General features: G+C 70.1%; 19 protein-coding genes. 7 read left to right on the plus strand and 12 right to left on the minus strand.

All coding sequences use genetic code 11. The features are described 5' to 3' along the window. Positions 1-37: 37 nt before the first annotated feature. The 4 genes from ABZ896_RS00170 (at position 38) to ABZ896_RS00185 (ending at position 3,725) form a co-directional block, all read left to right on the plus strand. Positions 38-1,171, plus strand: a complete 1,134-nt coding sequence (locus tag ABZ896_RS00170) for an RES family NAD+ phosphorylase (RefSeq protein WP_360919332.1) — start codon at positions 38-40, stop codon at positions 1,169-1,171. Positions 1,172-1,243: 72 nt separating this feature from the next. Further along, positions 1,244-2,374: an ABC transporter ATP-binding protein gene (locus tag ABZ896_RS00175; protein WP_360919335.1), complete on the plus strand. Its 1,131-nt coding sequence runs from the start codon at positions 1,244-1,246 to the stop codon at positions 2,372-2,374. Further along, the gene (locus ABZ896_RS00180) at positions 2,371-3,060 is read left to right on the plus strand and encodes an ABC transporter permease subunit (protein WP_360919338.1); all 690 of its coding nucleotides are present in this window, start codon (positions 2,371-2,373) and stop codon (positions 3,058-3,060) included. Before ABZ896_RS00175 ends, ABZ896_RS00180 begins: the two co-directional genes overlap by 4 nt. Then, on the plus strand, positions 3,057-3,725 hold the full coding sequence (locus tag ABZ896_RS00185; RefSeq protein WP_360919341.1) for an ABC transporter permease: 669 nt from the start codon (positions 3,057-3,059) through the stop codon (positions 3,723-3,725). Before ABZ896_RS00180 ends, ABZ896_RS00185 begins: the two co-directional genes overlap by 4 nt. Here the strand turns inward: ABZ896_RS00185 and ABZ896_RS00190 are convergent, their stop codons facing one another. From ABZ896_RS00190 to ABZ896_RS00205, 4 genes are read right to left on the minus strand one after another with little or no spacing between them, the layout of a single operon-like run. Then, a complete protein-coding gene (locus ABZ896_RS00190) occupies positions 3,726-4,328 on the minus strand; it encodes an ATP/GTP-binding protein (protein WP_360919344.1) in 603 nt (200 codons plus the stop codon). Beyond that, positions 4,315-4,731: a DUF742 domain-containing protein gene (locus ABZ896_RS00195; protein ID WP_360919346.1), complete on the minus strand. Its 417-nt coding sequence runs from the start codon at positions 4,729-4,731 to the stop codon at positions 4,315-4,317. The genes ABZ896_RS00190 and ABZ896_RS00195 overlap by 14 nt, the downstream gene beginning before the upstream one ends. A gap of 19 nt (positions 4,732-4,750) precedes the next feature. Next, a complete protein-coding gene (locus tag ABZ896_RS00200) occupies positions 4,751-5,227 on the minus strand; it encodes a roadblock/LC7 domain-containing protein (protein ID WP_360919349.1) in 477 nt (158 codons plus the stop codon). Then, positions 5,224-7,758, minus strand: coding sequence for an ATP-binding protein (locus ABZ896_RS00205; protein ID WP_360919354.1), 2,535 nt, complete (start codon positions 7,756-7,758; stop codon positions 5,224-5,226). Before ABZ896_RS00205 ends, ABZ896_RS00200 begins: the two co-directional genes overlap by 4 nt. 360 nt (positions 7,759-8,118) lie before the next feature. Here ABZ896_RS00205 and ABZ896_RS00210 point away from each other — a divergent pair, with 360 nt between their 5' ends. Continuing rightward, positions 8,119-9,084 (plus strand): ABC transporter substrate-binding protein, encoded by a 966-nt coding sequence (locus ABZ896_RS00210; protein ID WP_360919357.1) that lies wholly within the window; start codon positions 8,119-8,121, stop codon positions 9,082-9,084. 88 nt (positions 9,085-9,172) lie between these two features. Here ABZ896_RS00210 and ABZ896_RS00215 read toward each other — a convergent pair whose 3' ends face one another. From ABZ896_RS00215 to ABZ896_RS00235, 5 genes are read right to left on the minus strand one after another with little or no spacing between them, the layout of a single operon-like run. Next, complete coding sequence (locus ABZ896_RS00215; protein ID WP_360919359.1) at positions 9,173-10,189, minus strand: ROK family protein; 1,017 nt, start codon at positions 10,187-10,189, stop codon at positions 9,173-9,175. After that, positions 10,186-11,808 carry an ABC transporter ATP-binding protein gene (locus tag ABZ896_RS00220; protein ID WP_360919362.1) on the minus strand — a complete coding sequence of 541 codons (1,623 nt, stop codon included), beginning with the start codon at positions 11,806-11,808 and terminating at the stop codon, positions 10,186-10,188. The genes ABZ896_RS00215 and ABZ896_RS00220 overlap by 4 nt, the downstream gene beginning before the upstream one ends. Further along, on the minus strand, positions 11,805-12,653 hold the full coding sequence (locus ABZ896_RS00225) for an ABC transporter permease (RefSeq protein ID WP_360919364.1): 849 nt from the start codon (positions 12,651-12,653) through the stop codon (positions 11,805-11,807). The genes ABZ896_RS00220 and ABZ896_RS00225 overlap by 4 nt, the downstream gene beginning before the upstream one ends. Before the next feature lie 26 nt (positions 12,654-12,679). After that, a complete protein-coding gene (locus ABZ896_RS00230) occupies positions 12,680-13,615 on the minus strand; it encodes an ABC transporter permease (protein ID WP_360919367.1) in 936 nt (311 codons plus the stop codon). Continuing rightward, on the minus strand, positions 13,615-15,360 hold the full coding sequence (locus ABZ896_RS00235) for a peptide ABC transporter substrate-binding protein (RefSeq protein ID WP_360919370.1): 1,746 nt from the start codon (positions 15,358-15,360) through the stop codon (positions 13,615-13,617). The genes ABZ896_RS00230 and ABZ896_RS00235 overlap by 1 nt, the downstream gene beginning before the upstream one ends. 182 nt (positions 15,361-15,542) lie before the next feature. Between ABZ896_RS00235 and ABZ896_RS00240 the strand changes: the two genes are divergently transcribed. Both ABZ896_RS00240 and ABZ896_RS00245 read left to right on the plus strand, forming a co-directional pair. Next, a complete protein-coding gene (locus tag ABZ896_RS00240; protein WP_360919373.1) occupies positions 15,543-16,739 on the plus strand; it encodes an ROK family transcriptional regulator in 1,197 nt (398 codons plus the stop codon). An 82-nt stretch (positions 16,740-16,821) separates the two neighbouring features. Next, positions 16,822-18,321, plus strand: a complete 1,500-nt coding sequence (locus ABZ896_RS00245) for a M81 family metallopeptidase (RefSeq protein ID WP_360919747.1) — start codon at positions 16,822-16,824, stop codon at positions 18,319-18,321. Between the two features lie 2 nt (positions 18,322-18,323). Here the strand turns inward: ABZ896_RS00245 and ABZ896_RS00250 are convergent, their stop codons facing one another. Genes ABZ896_RS00250 through ABZ896_RS00260 form a run of 3 tightly spaced genes read right to left on the minus strand, consistent with a single transcriptional unit; the run spans position 18,324 to position 19,684 of the window. Next, positions 18,324-18,914, minus strand: coding sequence for an ATP/GTP-binding protein (locus ABZ896_RS00250; RefSeq protein WP_360919376.1), 591 nt, complete (start codon positions 18,912-18,914; stop codon positions 18,324-18,326). Next, the gene (locus ABZ896_RS00255; RefSeq protein ID WP_360919379.1) at positions 18,901-19,260 is read right to left on the minus strand and encodes a DUF742 domain-containing protein; all 360 of its coding nucleotides are present in this window, start codon (positions 19,258-19,260) and stop codon (positions 18,901-18,903) included. The genes ABZ896_RS00250 and ABZ896_RS00255 overlap by 14 nt, the downstream gene beginning before the upstream one ends. A gap of 1 nt (position 19,261) precedes the next feature. Continuing rightward, positions 19,262-19,684, minus strand: coding sequence for a roadblock/LC7 domain-containing protein (locus ABZ896_RS00260; RefSeq protein WP_360919382.1), 423 nt, complete (start codon positions 19,682-19,684; stop codon positions 19,262-19,264).

Consider the following 19,684-nt stretch of genomic DNA (forward strand, 5'->3'; position numbering starts at 1 on the left):
GCGTGCCCGGCCCAGGGGCCCGTTGTACGTTGGGGGCATGGGAAGCGCCGACGGCGACGACGGGGCCGAGCCCTGCGATCCGGAGGCGGACGTCAGGGCTCTGTGTCTCCGGCACGTCCGCGACGAGTTCCTCGCCGAAGAGCTGCAGCTTGTGGCGTTCGAGGGCGAGTGTGCGTTCTGCGCCCACGGCGCGAGCGGCCCGGTGCGGGTCGTCCGGGTGGACGGGCTCACCACCACCCTCCTTTCCGCGCTGTCCGGCCACGGCTCGCCCAAGGCGCCGCCCGACCCGGCGCAGGCGATCACCGAGCACTGCGGGGCGGCGCTCGACGCTGAGGTGCTCAGGGCCGTCCTGGACCATGTGGACCGACGGCAGTGGAGCGGCGAGCCGGTCGAGTTCGTGCCCCGTACCTGCCCGTTGCAGGACAACTGGGAGTGGCTGTGCCGGACGACGGTCGACCGTGATCTGGACCTGTCGGACGGCGACCTCTCACCCCGCTCCGACCGGCACCGGCTGGAAGCCCTCATGGGACGGATCGCCGACATCGTCCGTGCGGAGCGCATCGTCAGGATCGTTGAGCCCGGCAGGAAGATCTGGCGGGGTCGTATGCGCTCGGACGCGACGCTCCCCGGTTACCGCGCCCCGGACATCGGCGCCGTGCCCGCCGAGCGTGCCGCGGAGAACCGGATGAGCCGCGCGGGGGTCCCTCTCTTCTACGGTTCCGCCGACAGCGGCACGGCCGTCGTGGAGATCTCCGCCCGGGACGGCCGGCCGTTCGCCGCCGTCGCGGCCTTCGAGACGATCCGGGAACTGCGCGTGCTCGACCTGGTCGACATCCCCGAACTGCCCAGCCCCTTCGACCGGAAGCAGGCCGCGCGCCGCGATGCGCTGGTCTTCCTCCACGAGTTCGCCCAGGACCTCAGCAAACCGGTCTTCTACGACGGCCGCAGACACCGTGACTACCGGCCCACGCAGTACGTGACCGACTGCTTGAGGGCCTCGGCCGAACTGGACGTCCAGGGCATCCGGTTCCGCTCCGCTCACAACGGCGGTGTCAACTACGCCCTCTTCGTCGATGCCGGCCGGAGCACACTGAGGCTGATCGAGGGGTCCGAGCGGGTCGAGCCCCGCAGTGGGGGCCACCCACGAAGCGCCGAAACACAAGCGGTCTAGACTCTGCCGGACGGTCCACCAGGCCGGTCACGTGTGGGCAAACTCTGCCAGACCCGAAGGGTATTCGGCGTTTTGATACGGATAGATTCAGTCACCAAGCGGTACCCGGACGGCACGGTGGCGGTCGACCGGCTCTCGTTGGAGATACCCGATCGTTCGATCACCGTGCTCGTGGGGCCCTCGGGGTGCGGTAAGACCACGACGTTGCGGATGATCAACCGGATGGTCGAGCCCAGTGAGGGGACCATCCTCATCGACGGGAAGGACAGCCGGCAGCAGCCCGTGAACACGCTGCGGCGGTCCATGGGTTACGTCATCCAGAACGCCGGTCTCTTCCAGCACCGCACGATCGTGGACAACATCGCCACCGTGCCCCGCATGCTCGGCTGGGGGAAGGACAAGGCCCGGGCCAGGGCACGGGAGTTGATGGAGCGGGTCGGGCTCGACGCGTCCCTCGCCAAGCGGTATCCGTACCAGCTCTCCGGGGGGCAGCAGCAGCGCGTCGGGGTCGCCCGGGCGCTCGCCGCCGACCCGCCCGTGCTGCTCATGGACGAGCCGTTCTCCGCCGTCGACCCCGTCGTCCGCAAGGGACTCCAGGACGAACTCCTCCGTATCCAGGACGAGTTGGGCAAGACCATCGTCTTCGTCACCCATGACATCGACGAGGCCGTCAAGATCGGCACGATGGTCGCCGTGATGCGCACCGGCGGCAAGCTCGCCCAGTACGCGCCGCCCGCCGAGCTGCTCTCGCACCCCGCCGACGCGTTCGTCGAGGACTTCCTCGGCGCCGACCGAGGCATCCGGCGGCTCTCCTTCTTCTCCTCCGCGGGACTGGAGTTGCTCACCTCCCCGGTCGTCGCGGTCGACGCCACCGCCGAGCAGATCGCCGCCCGCGGCTCGGGCGACGCGCCCTACCTCCTCGTCACCGACGTGAACGGCAAGCCTCTTGGGTGGGGCGAGCCGGAGCAGCTGACCGCCGGGAGCATCGACGCGGGGCAACTCCTTTCGTTCGGGCGGCCGTTCACCGCCGGTACGGACTCGCTGCGGTCCGCGCTCGACTGTGCGGTGCTCTCGCCGACCGGGTGGGCCGTCGGTGTCGACGCCGAGGGGCGGGTGGCCGGGGTGGTCTCCCAGCAGAGCATCGGCGAGGCGATCCGCGGGGCGCACGCGGAAGGCCGTACGGATGTCGAGGCCGGCCGGTGAACGGCTTCTTCGACATCCCCAGCGACCTCCAGCACAGCTGGCTCGGGCTGATCGGGCTGCATCTGCGCGAGGCGCTGCTGCCCGTTCTCGCCGGGCTGGTGATCGCGCTGCCGCTCGCCCAACTCTGCGTGCGCTTCCGGTGGTTGTACCCGCCCGTGCTGTGGGTGACGACCATCCTGTACGCGATCCCGTCGCTGGCGTTCTTCGTCATCCTCATCGACTACACCGGGCAGACCGAGCTCACGGTGATGATCCCGCTCACCGTGTACACGCTCGTCGTGCTGGTGCCGGCCATCGTCGACGGCGTGCGCTCGGTGCCGCAGGAGACGCTCGCCGCGGCCACCGCGATGGGCTTCGGGCCCGTACGCCGGTACGTCCAGGTGCAGTTGCCGATCGCCGTGCCCGCGATCATCGCGGGGCTGCGGGTCGCCACCGTGTCGAGCATCTCACTTGTCAGCGTCGGGGCGCTCATCGGCAACCAGGGCGCGCTCGGCAACCTCATCAACGACGCCAACATCTACAACCGGCCCGAGCTCGCGGTGAACGCCGTGGTGACGATGGCGGTCCTCGCCGTCCTCGCCGACGGGCTGCTGGTCGTCGTACGACTGCTGCTGACCCCTTGGATGCCGAGCGGTGCGCGAGCACGGCGTGCGGCGCGGCCCGAACCGGAGGGCGCGGCCCTGTGAACGTCCTCAACTTCATCAACGCGTTCTTCAGCGACAGTGCGCACTGGAGCGGGTACGACGGGATTCCGACGCGGCTGGGGGAGCACGTCCAGTACACGCTGGAGGCGCTCGCCATCGCCGCGGCGATCGGGCTGCCGGTGGGGCTGGTCACCGGGCACTACGGGCGGGGCGGCAACGCGCTCGCGCTGATCGCCGTCGCGGGGCGGGCGTTGCCGACGTTCGGTCTGCTGGTGCTGATGACGCTGCTGCTCGGGTTCGGGCTGGTGAACGTCATGATTCCGCTGGTGGTGCTGGCCGTTCCGCCGATCCTGGTGACGACGTACGAGGCGATGCGGTCGGTGGATCCGGCGCCGGTGGACGCGGCCCGGGGGATGGGGATGGGGGAGGTGGAGGTGCTCTTCCGGGTCGAACTCCCCGTCGCCCTTCCGCTGATCCTGGGCGGGCTGCGGTCGGCCGCCATCCAGATCGTCTCCACGGCCACGATCGCCGCGTATGTGGCGCTCGGGGGGCTCGGGCGGTACATCGTGGACGGGCTGTACCAGCGCAACTACGAGAAGGTGGTGGGTGGGGCGACCCTCGTCGCCGCGCTGGCCCTGGTGACGCTCGGGGTGTTCTGGGCGGTGGGACGGACGGCGGTGTCCAAGGGAGTACGGCGGAGCGTGTAGTCACCCCTCGGTGCGGGCCAGCGCCTGCTCCAGGACCACCAGCAGCGCGTCCCGCACCGAACCCCGTTCCCTCGCGTCGAAGACGACGATCGGGGTGCGTTCGTTGACGTCCAGGGCCCAGCGGACCTCCTCCAGGGTGTGCTGGACCTGGCCGTCGAAGGCGTTGACGGCGACCGCGAACGGGATCTGCTTGTGCTCGAAGTAGTCGACCGCCGCGTAGCAGTCGTCGAGGCGGCGGGTGTCGACGATGACCAGGCCGCCGATCGCGCCCTCGACGATGTCGTCCCACATGAAGCCGAAGCGCTCCTGGCCCGGCGTGCCGAACAGGTACAGCTTCAGCGTGGGGTCGATGGTGATGCAGCCGAAGTCCATCGCCACCGTGGTCGTGGTCTTGCGGGGCGTGTGCGTGAGGTCGTCGACGCCCGCCGCGACCTCGGTGATGGCGGCCTCGGTGGTCAGCGGCTCGATCTCGGAGATGGAACCGACGGTCGTGGTCTTGCCCACGCCGAAGCCGCCCGCGATCACCATCTTGACCGGTAGCGGCGGTCGTACGGCGGCGGCCTGCGCCGCCGAGGGCCGGGTGGCCGGTTCAGTCGGAGTCACGGAGTACCCCTCGGGAGTCGGGGATGGCACGCAGGCCGTCGATGAGCCTGCGCAGGACGGACGCGTCGTGGACGACGCCGGTGTCGGGGACATGCACCGTCAGCTGCCCCGCCGTGCGCAGGTCCTCGGCGAGGACGCGGACCACGTTCAGGTGCAGCCGCAGCCGGGCCGCCAGTTCCGCGATGGACTGCGGGATCCGGCAGGCGGCGACGATGTCGTGCTGTTCGAAGGAGAGCCGTTCGAGCCCGGCGAGACCCTCGGCGGTGGCCACCACCTGGGTCTCGACGGGCATCGTCCGGCCGGACGGACTGGGCGCCACCCGGCCGGCGGTGACCAGGAACGGCCGTACGGCGGCGACGCGACCGGCCGGTTCCGGGTCCGGGGGAGTGGAGCCGTCCGCCATGACTGGACTTCCTTCTCGGTCAGCGCTTGGAGGTGGCGCCGACGCTGTTCTTCAGCTCCAGCACCAGCTGGGGGCTGAGCGCGGCACCGGCGCGGTTCGCGAACAGCGTCATCTCGTACGCGATGTTGCCGAGCTTGGCCTCCTTGTCGGTGACCACGCCGAGCACGGCGCCGCTGCCGACGGCGGAGACCAGGACATGGCCGCCCTCCAGGTCGATGATGACCTTGTTGAGGCCGCCCAGACCGTAGTTGCCGGAGGCGCCGGCGGCCAGGCTGGTGATGCCGGAGACGATCGCGGCGAGGCGTTCGGAGTCGGCGTGTTCACGCAGCTCCGACACGGCGATGAGCAGGCCGTCGGAGGACACGGCGATGGCGTCGACGACGCCCGCGGTCTCCGTCGCGAAACGGTTCAGCAGCCAGGTGAAGTCGGCTGCGGCGGCCTGGAGGTCGGCCGGCGTGGTGCCTCCCGTGGGAGTGTCACCTGTCGACGTGCTCACTGCTCCGCTCCTTCCGGGGAGTGGTTCTGGTTGTGCGGGTCCTGCTGGGGGTCGGATGCGGGTCTGTCCGGGGCGGCCTGGAGTCCGGGCCGCGCGTGACTGCCGGTCTCGCTGTCGCGGTGCGCACGTTCTACGGCGGCCTCGAACTCGTCGAGCGCGTCGCGTACGGCGTCGGCGTCCTCGGGGCGCGAGGGGGCGGGACGGGCGGCCGGGTCGGCGCCGAAGGTCGTACGAAGGGTGGCTCCACGGACCCGGCGACGGAGGGGGCGGGGACCGGCGGGGTCGGCGGGGTCGGTCGGGTCCGCGGCCGAAGCGCTGGTCGCGGCGGACACCGTTGTCTCCCCGGTGCGGGCCTTCGGGATGAACGGCGCCCCGTTGGAGGGGAGTTCGGCGTCACGCTGCGGGACACGGCGAGGAAGCGAGGCCGGTCCGTCACCGGGTTCCTCCTGAACGGCCATGCTCGGGCTCGGGCCGCCGATGGGGGCCGAGTGTTCGTCCACCCTGGTCACGCCCGCCTCCGCCGTCTCCGTCGAACCGCCGGCGGCGACCGTCACCGGGCTCATCGTCAGGAGCAGGGACCAGGGGATCGTCACCTCGGCCGTCACGCCGCCGCCCGGGGTGCGGGTGAGGAGGACGGAGATCTCCCAGCGGCGGGCCAGGGTGCCGACCACGAACAGGCCGAGCACCTTCGTCGGGACGACGTCGAGCCGCTCGCGCCGGATCAGGCGGGCGTTCTCCTCCTCCAGGCGCTCCGGGCTCATGCCGAGACCGTGGTCGGAGATGACGACGAGCGCGCCCTCGTGGTTCTCCTTGACCGTCACCTCGACGGGGCTGCCCGCGGGCGAGAACGACACGGCGTTCTCGACGAGTTCGGCCACCATGAGGGTGAGGTCGCCGATGATGTCGGGCTCGACCATGACCTCGGTGCCGACCTGGAGCGCGACCCGCTGGAACCCCTCGATCTGCCCGAGCGCGGCCCGTACGACGTTGGTGAGCGCGAGCGGACCGGAGTCGAGGACGGTCTCGCGGATGCCGGCGAGCAGCATCAGGCTGTCGGCGTTGCGGCGCAGCCGGACCGCGATGTGGTCGATGGAGTAGAGGCGTTCGAGGAGCGCCGGGTCGGTCTCGCCGCGCTCGACCGCGTCGATGAGGGCGAGCTGGCGGGTGGTGAGGTTGCTGACCCGGCGGCCCACGTTGCCGAACATCTCGGCGACGTTGCGCCGGCTGAGCACCTGGCGCTCCAGCAGCGCGACCGCGGTGGTCTGCACCTGGTTGAAGACGTCGGCCAGGTCGCCGATCTCGTCCTTCGCGGTGACCGGCATCGCCTGGAGCCGCGGCGGACCGGCGTCCTCGGTGTCGTCGTCGGCCACCCGGGCGAGTTCACGGCCCGCGACCTCGGCGACCTCCTTGGCGGCCGAGGTGAGCGCCTGCACCGGGCGGACCACCGAGCGGCGGACGGCGACCGAGAAGGCGAGCCACAGCACGAAGCCGACCAGGGCGCTGGTGAGCAGCCAGAGGGCGTTGGACCGGGCACTGCTGGAGGCGTTGTCGGCCCGGTCGGCGATCTGGTCGATCAGCGAGGTGGTGACCTTCAGCCGGGTGCTCGCCTGGGTGCGGTAGTCCGGGTAGGAGGCGAGCGCGGTGTCGAAGGCCTGCCTGATCTCCGCCTGCGACTCGGCCTGCAGCGCGCTCGGGTCGATCTGGAGCTCGGCGTACTGGCGGGCGATCGTGGCCTGGGCGGCGTTGTGCTCGATCCCGCCGAGCGTCTCCGCCTGCGCGGAGGTGGCGAACCGGGCGAAGCGGTCGGCCTGGTGGACGTACTCGTCGTAGGAGCCGATCGCGCCGATCAGCTCGATGAGGGCGTTGGAGTCGCCGGTCGTCGCGGAGAAGACACCGGTCTCGAAGGCGCCGTGGGCGGCGTCGGCGCGCAGCAGCGAGTCGAGCAGGTTGCCGGTGAAGGTGGCCGCGAGGGCGGGGTCGCGGTCGAGGCCGAGACCGTCGATCAGGCCCTGGGCGGCGTCGTTGTAGGCCGGGTCGATGTTGTCGGCGGGCAGATAGCTCTGCTCGATGGTGCGGCGCAGGTCCGCCAGGCCCTCGATCTCCCTGAGGGCCCGCGCCTCCTCGTCCGGCAGCCCGCCGCCGAAGGCCGTGCGCACCTTCGTCACCTGGTCGTCCACGGCGCTCTGCGCCTCGCGGTAGTCGGTCGGCGAAGGGGTGCCGCCGTCCCAGCTGGACTGGTGGCGCACCGAGAGCAGTACGGCCTGCTGGTGCTCGGCCTCCAACTGCCCGACCAGTTTGGCCACCTGGGCGCTGTTGCGCACCAACTGGGCCGCGTCCGCCGCGTCCTGGGAGCGGCCGACCTGGTCGGTGATCAGATAGGCAAGGAGCACGGCGACCACCGCGAGCGGGATGCCCACGAGGATGTTGAGCTTGCGCCGGAAGGGCCAGCGTTCCGCGAAGTCCCGCAGTGCGCGGCTGCCGCGCTTGGCGGTCTCGGCCGTTGCGTCCGCGCCCACCTCGTTCGTGGACACCAGGCCTCCTTCGTGGGTGTTTCACACGAGGTACTCGCGTGACCGAATCCGATCGCTTCCGGTATCGCCACCGGAATGGTGCGGATGGTGCCCAAAGACACCAAAGCGGCCCCCGCACGCCTCTGTGACCTGGCGCCAACTCACGCGAGACTACAGCCTCTTCGGACGGCGCTTCGCGCCACCCTGAGTCAAGAATCCGTTACAACCTGACCGGACCCGGCGTGCCGTTTTCGTTCTTCCTTCACAACGGACCACACAGTGACGGCAATTGTGACCAGGCTGTTCTTGACTGAGTGAGAAGCCGCTGGATTGGATCGACGCAAGAGCTTCTCAGGAACCCCTCAGTCCGGAACGGAAATCGTGACTTCTACCGCCGCACAGCCCAGGTCCCTCAGGAAGAACCCCGGCGTGGCCGCCCTCGCGCTCGCCGCCGCCGCGGCCCTGCTGGCCGGATGCGGGTCCTCGGACGACACCTCCGACCCGCTCTCCGAGGACACGGCGGGCGCCGCCAGCGGCGACACCGTGGTCGTCGGTTCCAACAACTTCGCGGAGAGCATCCTGCTCGCCGACATCTACGGCGAGGCCCTGAAGGCCAAGGGCGTCAAGGTCACCTACAAGCCCAACATCGGCAGCCGCGAGACGACTTACGGCCTGCTGAAGAACGGCTCCATCACCGTCCTGCCCGAGTACAACGGCTCGCTCCTCGCCTACCTGGACAAGGACGCGGCGCAGGAGTCGGCCGCGGCCGTCGACGCCGCCGTCAAGACCAAGCTCGACTCGAAGCTGACGCTGCTGAACTCGGCGCCCGCGGAGGACAAGGACTCGGTCACGATCAACGCGGCGACCGCCGAGAAGTACAAGCTGACCTCCGCGTCCACGCTCGCGGACCTCAAGGACATCGCCTCCGAGCTGGTCATCGGCGGCTCGCCGGAGTTCCAGACCCGGCAGCAGGGTCTGCTGGGCCTGGAGTCCGAGTACGGCCTGAAGTTCAAGTCCTTCAAGGCGCTGGACGCGGGCGGTCCGCTGACCCAGGCGGCGCTGAAGAAGAACACCGTGCAGGCGGCGGACATCTTCACGACGGACCCGACCATCGTGAAGGAGAAGTTCGTCACCCTCCAGGACCCGAAGAACCTCTTCGGGTTCGCCAACGTGACGCCGCTGGTCTACAAGTCCGGGCTGTCGCAGGAGGGGGTGGACGCGCTCAACGCGGTCTCCGCCAAGCTCGACACCAAGGCGCTCCTGGAGATGGACGCCCAGGTGCAGCTCGAGAGCAAGGACCCGCTGGACGTGGCGAAGGCCTGGCTGAAGGCGAACGGGCTGAGCTGACAAGGGGGTTGGGCGTAGGCCCGCCCCTGGCTCCACCGGGCCGGGCCCCTGGCTCCACCGGGCCGGCCCCGGTTCCGCCGAGGCCGGCTCAGAGTTCCGCCCATGCCCGGGCCGCCGCGCCCACCGCCACCGCGTCTCCGCCGAGTTGTGCGGGCAGTACCCGCAACGGGTGCCCGCTGACCGGGGGTTCGGCGGCCAGGGCGCGGTCGATGGGGGCCGCGAGAAGGTCCCAGGAGCCGGTGACACCGCCGCCGACGACGACCGTGGTGATGTCGAGGAGGCCCGCCGTGAGCAGGACCGCGCGGGCCACGGCGGTGCCCGCGGTCTCGAACACCGCGCGGGCCGCGAGGTCGCCGTCCTCGGCCGCCTTCGCCACGTCGCGGGCGCTGAGGGCCCGTTGCCCGGAGCGGTCGCCGTATCGCTCGCGGTACTGCTCACGGTGCTTCTCGCGGTGCCGCTCCCCGTACTTCTCCCCGTACTGCTTTTCGTAGCGTGCCGCGATCGCCCGCCCCGACGCCAGGGTCTCCAGGTGCCCGCGTCCGCCGCAGGTGCAGGGCAGGTCGCCGAAGCCGGGCACGTGTCCGATCTCGCCCGCAGCGCCGTGCGGCCCGTCGTAGAGGGCGCCGTCCAGCCACAGTGCCCCGCCGACCCCGGTGCCCAGGGTCATTCCGAGCACATGTGTCTCGCCCGCCACCGCCCCGGCCGTCGCCTCGCCCCGCAGGAACGCGTTGACGTCGTTGTCCAGGAACGCGGGCACCCCGAGCGCCGACTCGACCGCGGCCGTCACCGCGAACCCGGCCCACTCCCGGAAGGAGTCGCTGGCCACCAGCACCCGCCCGGCCCGCGCGTCCACGACACCGGCGGCACCGATCCCGACGCCGAGCAGGCGCGTGTCCCCGGACGGCCCTGTGCTCCCGGGCCGCCGTGTCTCCTCGCGTGCCAGCAGCAGGCGTACGGCGTCCAGCGCCGCCCCCACCATCGCGGTCCCGCCGGCCGCCGCCGGGGTGGGTACCTCCACCCGGTCCAGGACGGTCAAGTCCGGTGCGCACAGGATGACTTGTGTGGTCGTACCGCCGATGTCGACGCCCGCGACCGTCGGCGTCACGCGGTGGCCTCCGTCCGCACCTGGGCCCGCCGACGCCGTTGGACGACCGGATCCGGCACCGGTACGGCCGCGATGAGCCGCCGGGTGTACTCGGTCTCCGGGCGCAGCAGCGTGGACATGGTCGGCCCCTGCTCCTCCACACGGCCCGCCCGCAAGACGACGACCCGCTGGGCGAACTCCTGGACGACGGCCAGGTCGTGGGAGACGAAGAGACAGGCGAACCCCAACTCCCGCTGCAACTCGGCGATCACCTCAAGGACAGTCCGCTGCACGCTCACGTCCAGCGCGCTCGTCGGCTCGTCCGCGACCAGCAGCCGGGGCCGCAGGGCCAGCGCCCGCGCGAGACTGACCCGCTGCCGCTGACCGCCGGACAGCTCACGCGGCCCGCGCCCGGCCAACTCCTTGGACAGCCGCACCAGTTCGAGCACCTCCGCGACCCGGGCCCGCCGCTCGGCGGCCGACATGTCCCGCCGGTGCACCCGCAGCGGCTCGGCCACGCACTCCGCCACACTCATCCGCGCGTCCAGCGAGGCCACCGGATCCTGGAGCACCACGCCGACCCCGGCGAGCAGCGCCCGCCGTTTCCGGCCCCGGACGCGCCCCAGTTCGGTGCCGAACAGCGACACGGACCCGGCGGCGGGCGCGATGAGCCCGAGCGCGACCCGAGCGGCCGTCGACTTGCCCGACCCGGACTCGCCGACGAGACCGACTGTTTCGCCGGGCCGGACGTCGAGGGACACGTCCCGCAGGGCTTGTAGGCGCCCGAACTGCACGGACACATCCCGGAGTTCGACCACGGGAGCGGCCTCCATGGGCTCGGCGTCCACACCGTCGAACCGCAACTTCGGTACGGCCGACAGCAGTTGCCGCGTGTACTCGTGCGTCGGCCGCAGCAGAACCTCCTCCACCGGCCCCGTCTCCACCACCTCGCCCCGCAGCATCACCGCGACCCGGTCGGCGAAGTCGGCGACCACGCCCATGTTGTGGGTGACCAGCAGCACGCCCGTGTCGGAGTCGGCGGCGAGCCGTCGCAGCAGATCGAGGATCTCGGCCTGCACGGTGACATCGAGCGCCGTGGTCGGCTCGTCCGCGATCAGCAGACCGGGCGAGTTGGCGATCGCCATCGCGATGACGACCCGCTGCCGCTGCCCGCCCGACAACTGGAACGGAAACGCGGACGCCCGCCGCTCCGGCTCCGGAATCCCTACGCGGCGCAGGAGTTCGACCGCCTCCGCCGCGGCCTCCTTGCGGGAGACGTCCCGGTGGTTGCGTACGACTTCGGCGATCTGCGCGCCGACCCGGGTGAGCGGATCGAGGGCGGTGGCGGGTTCCTGGAACACCATCGACGCCGTACGCCCGCGCAACCGGGCGAGTTGTCCCTCCGCGGCCCCGACCACGTCCGTACCGTCCACCGAAATCCGCCCGGCCGCGCGGGCGTTGCCGGGCAGCAGCCCCATCGAGGCCAGTGCCACCGTGGACTTGCCGGACCCGGACTCCCCGACGACCGCGAGCGTCTCACCGGGCCGCACGTGCAGGGACACCCCGCGCACGGCCGGCACGTCACCGGTCTCCGTCGAGAAGGTCACGTCCAGGTCGTCGATCTCCAGGATGTTCGTCATCCCCGTCCCTTCACGTCGAAGGCGTCGCGCAGTCCGTCGCCGATCGCGTTGAACGCGCACACGACGAGGATGATCGCGAGGCCCGGCGGCACGATCAGCCACCAGCGTCCCGAGTAGGCGGCGTTGAGCCCGGCCGACAGCATCCCGCCCCAGTCGGTCTTCGGCGGCTGCACACCCAGCCCGAGGTACGACACGTAGGCGATGAGCAGGATCGCGTCGGCGACCTGGAAGGTGGCCGCGACGACGATCGTGGACACCGAGTTGGGCAGGATGTGCCGCCGGATCGCCCGCCCGTGCGTCCCGCCGGTCGCCCGCAGGGTGAGCACGTAGTCCCGGTTCTTCAGCGTGAGCGTCTCGGCCCGCACCAGCCGCGACGGCACGAGCCACGACACCAGCCCGAGCACGACGATCAGCCCGAGCGTCCCGGGACTGGTGATGGCGGACACGACGAGCAGGATGAACAGCGCGGGAATGGCGATCCCGGCATCGACAACACGCATCATCACGGCGTCGACCCAGCCACCCGCATACCCCGCGACGGCACCCCACAGGGTCCCGATGACGGTGGCCAGCACACCGGCGGCAAGCCCGACGAGCAACGACACCTGCCCGCCGTACATGAGCCGCCCGAGCTGATCGTGTCCCACGGCATCGGTACCGAGCCAATGCGCCCCGCTGGGAGGGAGGTTGACCTGGGTGAGATCGGTATGGGTCTGATCGGTTGAGTAGAGAAGCGGCCCGACGAAGCAGAAGAGAAGGAAGAGGATCACTGTGATGAGCCCGGCAACGGCGAGCTTGTTGCGCGCGAAGCGCGCTCTCAGGGGCGCGGGGAACTGCGCGATCAACCCCCACCGGCCCGCGGTTTGCACACTCACACCCGCCCACCCTTCACCCGAGGATCCACAACCCGCTGAACGACATCCGCAAGCAGCGAGCCCACCACCGTCGCCACAGAGATCACCAGCACACACCCGAGCAGCACCGGATAGTCCGACGACTGAGCCGCGGACCAGAACAACAGCCCCATCCCCGGGTAGTTGAAGAGCTGCTCCACCACCAACGCCCCTCCGAACAGCACCGGCACGTAGTACCCGAGCATCGCCACCACCGGAGTCAACGAGTTCCGGAACACATGCCGAAACAGCACCGCGTACTGCCCCGCACCCCCCGCCCGAGCGGTCCGCACATAGTCCTCGGCGAGATTTTCGAGCGTCGCCGCCCGCATGTACCGGCTGAAGACGGCCACCATCGACGCCGCCCCGGTCACCACCGGCAGGACCAGCGCGGCCGGATCCCCCTGCGGCGCCTGCGAGGGAAACCACCGCAGCGTCTGCGTGAACACCAGGATCAGCACAAGTCCGAGGAAGTACACGGGAGTCGAGTACGCGACGAAGCTCAGCGTGGTGATGGCGTAGTCCGTCGGCCGGTTGCGCCGCACGGCCTGCCACATCCCCAGCGGAACGGCCAGCAACAGCCCCACCACCGCCGACAACACGGTCAACACCAGCGTCTTCGGCAGCCGTTGCTCGATCAGCCGGGAGACCGCATCGTTGAGCGTGTACGACGTCCCGAGGTCCCCTTGCACCAACTCGCGCAGGTAGTAGACGTACTGGACGGGCAGTGACCGGTCGAGCCCCTGTTCGTGGTTGAACGCGGCGATCTGCCCGGCCGTCGCCTGCGGCCCGAGGATCCCGCGCGCGGGACCCCCGGGCAGCGCGTGCAGCAGACAGAAGACCACGACCGTGACGATCAGGATCACCGCGAGGGCCTGGAGCAGCCGCCGGACGAGATACAGGACCGTCTCCACTAGCTGGTCCACTTCCACTGCGCCGGGTGGAAGTTGGCGAGCGAGTCCTGGGAGAAGCCGCCCAGCCCGTTCTTCATGACGGAGATCTGGTAGACGGGCTCCGGCAGCCAGATCACCGGCAGGTCCTTGGCGAGAGCCGCGCTGTAGTCCTGGATCGCCTGCGTGGAACTCGACGTCGTAGCCGCGTCGACGAGCTTGTCGACCGAGGAGTTCGAGTAGTTGCCGAAGTTGGAGCCGCCTCCGGTCTGGAAGAGCGAGTCACCGGTCGGGAAGGCGCTGAAATACCAGCTGCCCATGGTGCCGAAGAAGGACAGCTGCCACTTGCAGATGGACTGCTTGGCCGTGCACTGCGGGGTCTGCGACAGCACGGAGTTGACCGGGGCGGTCTTGATGGAGAACTTGATGGCGGTCTTCGCGAGCGAGGACTGGATCGCGCTCATCATGTTGTCGGTCACCGCCGACCCGGACTGCGAGAGCACCTGCATCTCGAACTTCGTGCCCTTGGCGACACCCGCACCGCACAGCGAGGCGTCCGTGCAGGTCATGACCCCGCCCTGCTCGGTCCAACCGTGCTGCGTCAGCAGGGACTTGGCGGTGTCCGTCGAGAACGGGTACGGGTTGTCCTTCTGCGTGGCCGACAGGAAGTCCGAGGCCTGGCCCTGCGGGACCGGCCCGTAGCCGGGCACCGCCGTGCCGTTGAAGACGACCTTCGCGAGGCTCGCCTGGTCGATCGAGTGCTGGATCGCCTGACGGGCGTACAACTGCTTGAACACGGCACCCATAGCTGGGTTGTTGAAGTTGTACGGCATGTAGGTGATCGCCCAGCCCGACCACGGCTCGACCTTGTAGCCCTGCGCGGTGAAGCTGTCCTTCTGGTCGAGGTCGGTCGCCTCGATGTAGCCGTAGTCGACGCTGCCCGAACGCAGCGCGTTCTTCTCGGCGTCGGAGGTGGTGAAGGGGAGCAGGTTCACCGTCGGGATGTTCGCCTTCTCGCCGCCGTCGTACTTCTTGTTGGCGGTCAGGACGACCTTGCCTGCGGTGGAGAAGGACTTGACGGCGTAGGGTCCGCTGATGGTCTTCCACAGCGGGTTGGAGGCGTACGCCGAGATGTTCTTGGCCGCGTCGTTGAGGTACGTCCACGTCTTCTTGGCGTCACCGCCCTGGTCCCACGCGTGCTGCGGCAGCGGGTTGATGGCGCTGAGCTCGTTGGCCAGCATCCACTGCGGGTTGTACGCCTTGTCGAAGGCGATGGTGAAATGCCGGGCGTCGACGGTCTTGAAGGACGTCCAGTTGTCGGGTGCCTTGCCCGGGTTGTAGCCCGCCCATTCCGACTTGTTCGCCTTGATGAGATCGAACCAGAACTTCACGTCCGCCGACGTGATGGGCTTTCCGTCGCTCCAGTGCCGGTCGCCGAGCGTGATCGTCACGCTCTTGTTGTCGGCCGCGAACTTCGCGTCCGTGGCCACCGAACCCGCCTTGTTCCAGCCGATCTTGCCGGTCGAGCCGTCATAGGCGATCAGCGGCTCCCACAGTGTGTTCGCGATGGAGATGTTGTTGGTGTTCAGGTGGGCCGCGGTGCCGATAGGCAGGATCCAGTTCGGCGTGAAGTTCGCCGGCAGCGCGTAGTTGATCGTGTCGTGGGAGGACGAGGACGTGTCGCTCGACCCGGAACACGCGGTGAGCAGCAGGGCGCCCGCGCTGAGCGCGGCGGCACCGGCGAGGAGTCTCGGGCGGGCTGGGGACATGTTCGCTCCAGGAAACCAGGGTGGCGGAAGCAGGGGGTGGAGCCAGTGAACGCCCCGATGGTTGGAATAAATAGGCGCTCCCCGGTAAAAAGCCCGTTTCTGCTGTTCTGGAAAAAGTCCGAAGGCGCCCGACGGGCTTACGCTCGACGTCCCGGCCGTCAAATTCGGGAGTAACTTCGTCCATGCTTGAAAAAAGTCCCCAGCACCATCGGAGAAACGGCACGGGCTTCTCCTCGCTCGCCGAGGGAATCCTCGAACTCCTCGCCTCCGGGCAGGCGGCGACCCGTACGGAACTCACCGCGCTGCTCGGTGCCGCCCCCTCGACCGTGTCGTTCGCGGTGAGTCAACTGCTCGCCCACGGCCTGGTCGCCGAGGAGGGCACGGTGTCCTCCACCGGCGGTCGGCCGCGCAAGGTGCTGCGGCTCGGCGGCAGCGACGGATACGCCGTCGCCGCCGACATAGGCGGCAAGCACGCCCACGTGGGCGTGATCCACCCCGGCGGCGCCCTCACGGACGTCTCCACCGTGCCGTTCGCGACGGCGGACGGCCCCGAGGCCGCGCTGCCCGGCCTGGTCGAGACGCTCCAGGCACTGGTCGACCAGCACGGACCGGAGCTGCTGCGCGGGGTGGGCCTGTGCCTGCCGGGCCCCGTGGACGTCGAGCCGGGCCTGGTGACCCTCCCCGCCCGGATGCCCGGCTGGAACCGCTTCCCGGTCCGGGACTGGCTGGAGGAGCGCTTCGCGGTCCCGGTGGCCGTCGAGAACGACGCCAACTGCATGGCCGTCGGCGAGCACAGCGTCCGCCCCGCCGAGCACCGCCAGTCCATCATGGTCAAGGCGGGCTCCGGCATCGGCGCGGGCATCATCGCCGACGGCCGCCTGTACCGGGGGGCGACCGGAGGGGCCGGCGAGATCACCCACGCGCGCGTGGAGGCCGCCCAGGACACGCCCTGCTCCTGCGGGAACACGGGGTGCCTGGAGACGGTGGCGTCGGGTGCCGCGCTGGTCCGCATCCTGCGCGAGCGAGGGCATGCGGTTTCCTCCACGGAGGATGTCGTACGACTCGCCGTCGACGCGGACCCGGAAGCGACGCGAGCGGTCCGCCAGGCCGGCCGCTACCTGGGCCAAGTCCTGTCCGCCAACGTCAACTTCTTCAACCCCGACGCGGTGTACCTCGGCGGCATCCTCTCCACGCTGGAGCCGTTCGTGGCGGCGGTCCGCAGCCAACTCTACGAAGGCTGCCACCCGTTGGTGACACAGCACTTGGTGATCGAACGCACGTCACTGGGAGCGGACGCGGGGCTGATGGGGGCTGGTCAGTTCGCGCTGCAGAGAGCTTTGGCGATGGCCATGCAGGCGGTATCGGGAGAGCGCCGGTGACGCCAACTCCCTAGGGGCGCGGGGAACTGCGCGACCAGCCACAACGAACCCGCAGCCGACAAACGACCTTAGGAGCCCCCAAATCCGCCCTGTCATCGCCATCGCAGGCCTCGGCATCGAATCCTCGACCTTCTCCCCGGCCCGTACCGAGGCCCCCGCCTTCCACCCCCTACGAGGAGACGACGTCCTCACCCGCTACCCCTTCCTCGCACCGGGACAGCCCTTGCGGGAGTCGGCCCACTGGCGAGGCGCCCTCGTAGGCAAAGCCCTCCCCGGCGGCACGGTAACGGCCACCGCCTACGCCGACCTCACCGAGGAACTCCTCGACAGACTGCGGCAGTTGGGGCCGATAGACGGCCTCTGGTACGACATCCACGGCGCGATGACGGTCGAGAACCTGGACGACGCAGAGGCCGAACTCCTCGCCCGCATCCGCCAGATCATCGGCCCGAAACCCATCGTGTCGACGTCGATGGACCTCCACGGCAACGTCTCCCGAGAACTCACCCACCGCACCGACCTGATCACCTGCTACCGCATGGCCCCGCACGAGGACGCCATGGAGACGAAGGAACGCGCCGCCCGCAACCTCGTGGAGCACCTGGCAAGCGGCGCCCCACGCCCCCTCAAGGCATGGATCCCCGTCCCCGTACTGCTCGCCGGAGAGCAGACCAGCACCCGTATCGAACCGGCGAAGAGCGTGTACGCGGCCGTGGACGAGGTCGAGGCGACCGACGGCGTCACGGACGCGGCGATCTGGGTCGGCTACGCTTGGGCGGACGAACCCCGCAACAGGGCCGCCGTCGTGGTCACCGGTCATGACGCGGCCGCCGTCACGACCGGCGCCGAACGCCTCGCGCACGGCTTCTGGAAGGCCCGCCACGACTTCGCCTTCGTCGCCCCGACCGGCACCCTGGAGGAGTGCCTGGACGAGGCACTGGCCTCACCGCGACGCCCGTACTTCATCAGCGACACCGGCGACAACCCGACCGCGGGCGGCGCCGGAGACGTCACGTGGGGCCTCGAACAGGTCCTGGCCAGACCGGAGTTCAAGGATCCGACCGGACCGACGGTCATCTACGCCTCGCTCCCGGGTCCCGCGGCCGTCGCCACCGCGGTCGAGGCCGGTGTCGGAGCGAGCGTCACCGTCACCGCGGGCGCCGAGGTCGACGACCGGCACGCGGGCCCGCTCACGCTCACCGGAGTCGTCCACGCGATCCGGCACGGCGATCAGCACGCGGAGGTGGAGGTCGTGCTCAGGGTCGGCAGCGTGCACGTGATCCTGACGCGGCTGCGCAAGCCGTACCACCACGAACACGACTTCACCGACCTGGACCTGGACCCGCGCGCGGCGGACGTCGTCCTCGTCAAGATCGGTTATCTGGAACCGGAGTTGTTCGCGATGGCGGCCGACTGGAAGATGGCCCTCACCCCGGGCGGAGTCGACCAGGACCTGGTCCGCCTCGGCCACCACCGGGTCCGCAGACCGCTGTTCCCCTTCGACCGGGACCTGGCCGAACCGGATCTGACGGCCCGTCTCATCCCGCCGTCCGACGAGGAGTTGACCGGCCGCGACGAGTGAACCTAGTCCACGGCCGAGGCGATCAGCAGGTCCAGGAGCGCGATCAGCACGTCCCGGGACGACTCGCGGCGACGCGCGTCGCAGAGCACCACCGGGACGTTCTCCGGCAGCGCGAGGGACTCGCGGATGTCCTCGGCGGGGTAGGGGTGCTCGCCGCCGAAGCCGTTCACGGCGACGACGAAGGGGATCTTCCGGCGCTCGAAGAAGTCCACCGCGGCGAAGCTCGCCTCCGGACGGCGCACGTCGATCAGGACGACCGCGCCCAGGGCGCCGACGGCCAGGTCGTTCCACATGAACCAGAACCGCTGCTGGCCCGGAGTGCCGAACAGGTACAGCACCAGCTGGTCGTTGATGGTGATGCGGCCGAAGTCCATGGCCACGGTGGTGGCCCGCTTCTGTTCGATCCCCGCGAGGTCGTCGACGCCGAGGCCCGCGATGGTCAGCGGTTCCTCCGTGCGCAGCGGGGCGATCTCGCTGACCGAGCCGACCATCGTGGTCTTGCCGACGCCGAAGCCGCCGGCGATCAGGATCTTGACGGTGTCCGGCGGGGCGGGCGTCGCCTCGCGCGCGGCGGACGTTTCAGAGCCGGCCAAGGCCTTCCCTCACTTTCTGCAGCAGGTCGAGATCGGGGGTGCGACCCGAGACCGGGCGCGGCGGATGGGCGCTGATCAGGCCCGCCTCCAGCAGATCGCACAGCATGATCACGATCACGCTGACCGGGAGGTCGAGCAGCGCGGCCAGCTCCGCGACCGCGACCGGGCGGGCGCATCTGCGCAGGATGCGGGCCTGTTCGGGCTGCGGTCTGCGGGCCCGCTCCGGCGGTGGGTCGACCGCGGTGACCGTGGTGATGAGGGTGAAGTCGGCGCGGCTGGGCCGGGTCCGTCCGCCGGTGAGGGCGAAGGGCCGTACCAGCCGGCCCGCCGCGTCGCTGTCGGTCACTTCATCCGCCGGTGGGGCCGATGCCGGCCCGTGGAGCCGCGCTGAGGTGCTCGCCGATCTTCTTCACCAGCATGTTCATCTGGTACGCCACCACGCCGACGTCGGCGTTCGGTCCCGTCAGGACCACGAGGTGGGCGCCGGGGCCGGCCGAGGTGAGGATCAGGAAGCTGTTCGCCATCTCGATCAGGGCCTGGCGCACCGGGCCGCCCCGGAAGTCCATGCTGACCCCCTTGCTCAGGCTCATCAGGCCGGACGCGGTGGCCGCCAGCCGCTCGGCGTCGTCGCGCAGAAAACCGGTCGACTTGCTCACCACCAGGCCGTCCTCGGAGAGCACGACGGCCTGGGTCACGTCGGCTACCCGGTCCACGAGACCGGTCAGCAGCTGATCCAGCTGGGTGTGCGTGGCGGGGGTGGGGCGTGTCAT

This window comes from Streptomyces sp. NPDC047072, from assembly GCF_040643855.1.
In the GTDB taxonomy this organism is placed as follows: Bacteria; Actinomycetota; Actinomycetes; order Streptomycetales; family Streptomycetaceae; genus Streptomyces.

Bases quoted from the DNA above. Each gene is read 5' to 3' on its own strand.
- ABZ896_RS00220 (WP_360919362.1), bottom strand. From the start codon at position 11,808: ATGACGAACATCCTGGAGATCGACGACCTGGACGTGACCTTCTCGACG.
- ABZ896_RS00195 (WP_360919346.1), bottom strand. From the start codon at position 4,731: ATGGCGGACGGCTCCACTCCCCCGGACCCGGAACCGGCCGGTCGCGTC.
- ABZ896_RS00240 (WP_360919373.1), top strand. From the start codon at position 15,543: ATGCTTGAAAAAAGTCCCCAGCACCATCGGAGAAACGGCACGGGCTTC.
- ABZ896_RS00260 (WP_360919382.1), bottom strand. From the start codon at position 19,684: ATGACACGCCCCACCCCCGCCACGCACACCCAGCTGGATCAGCTGCTG.
- ABZ896_RS00235 (WP_360919370.1), bottom strand. From the start codon at position 15,360: ATGTCCCCAGCCCGCCCGAGACTCCTCGCCGGTGCCGCCGCGCTCAGC.
- ABZ896_RS00170 (WP_360919332.1), top strand. From the start codon at position 38: ATGGGAAGCGCCGACGGCGACGACGGGGCCGAGCCCTGCGATCCGGAG.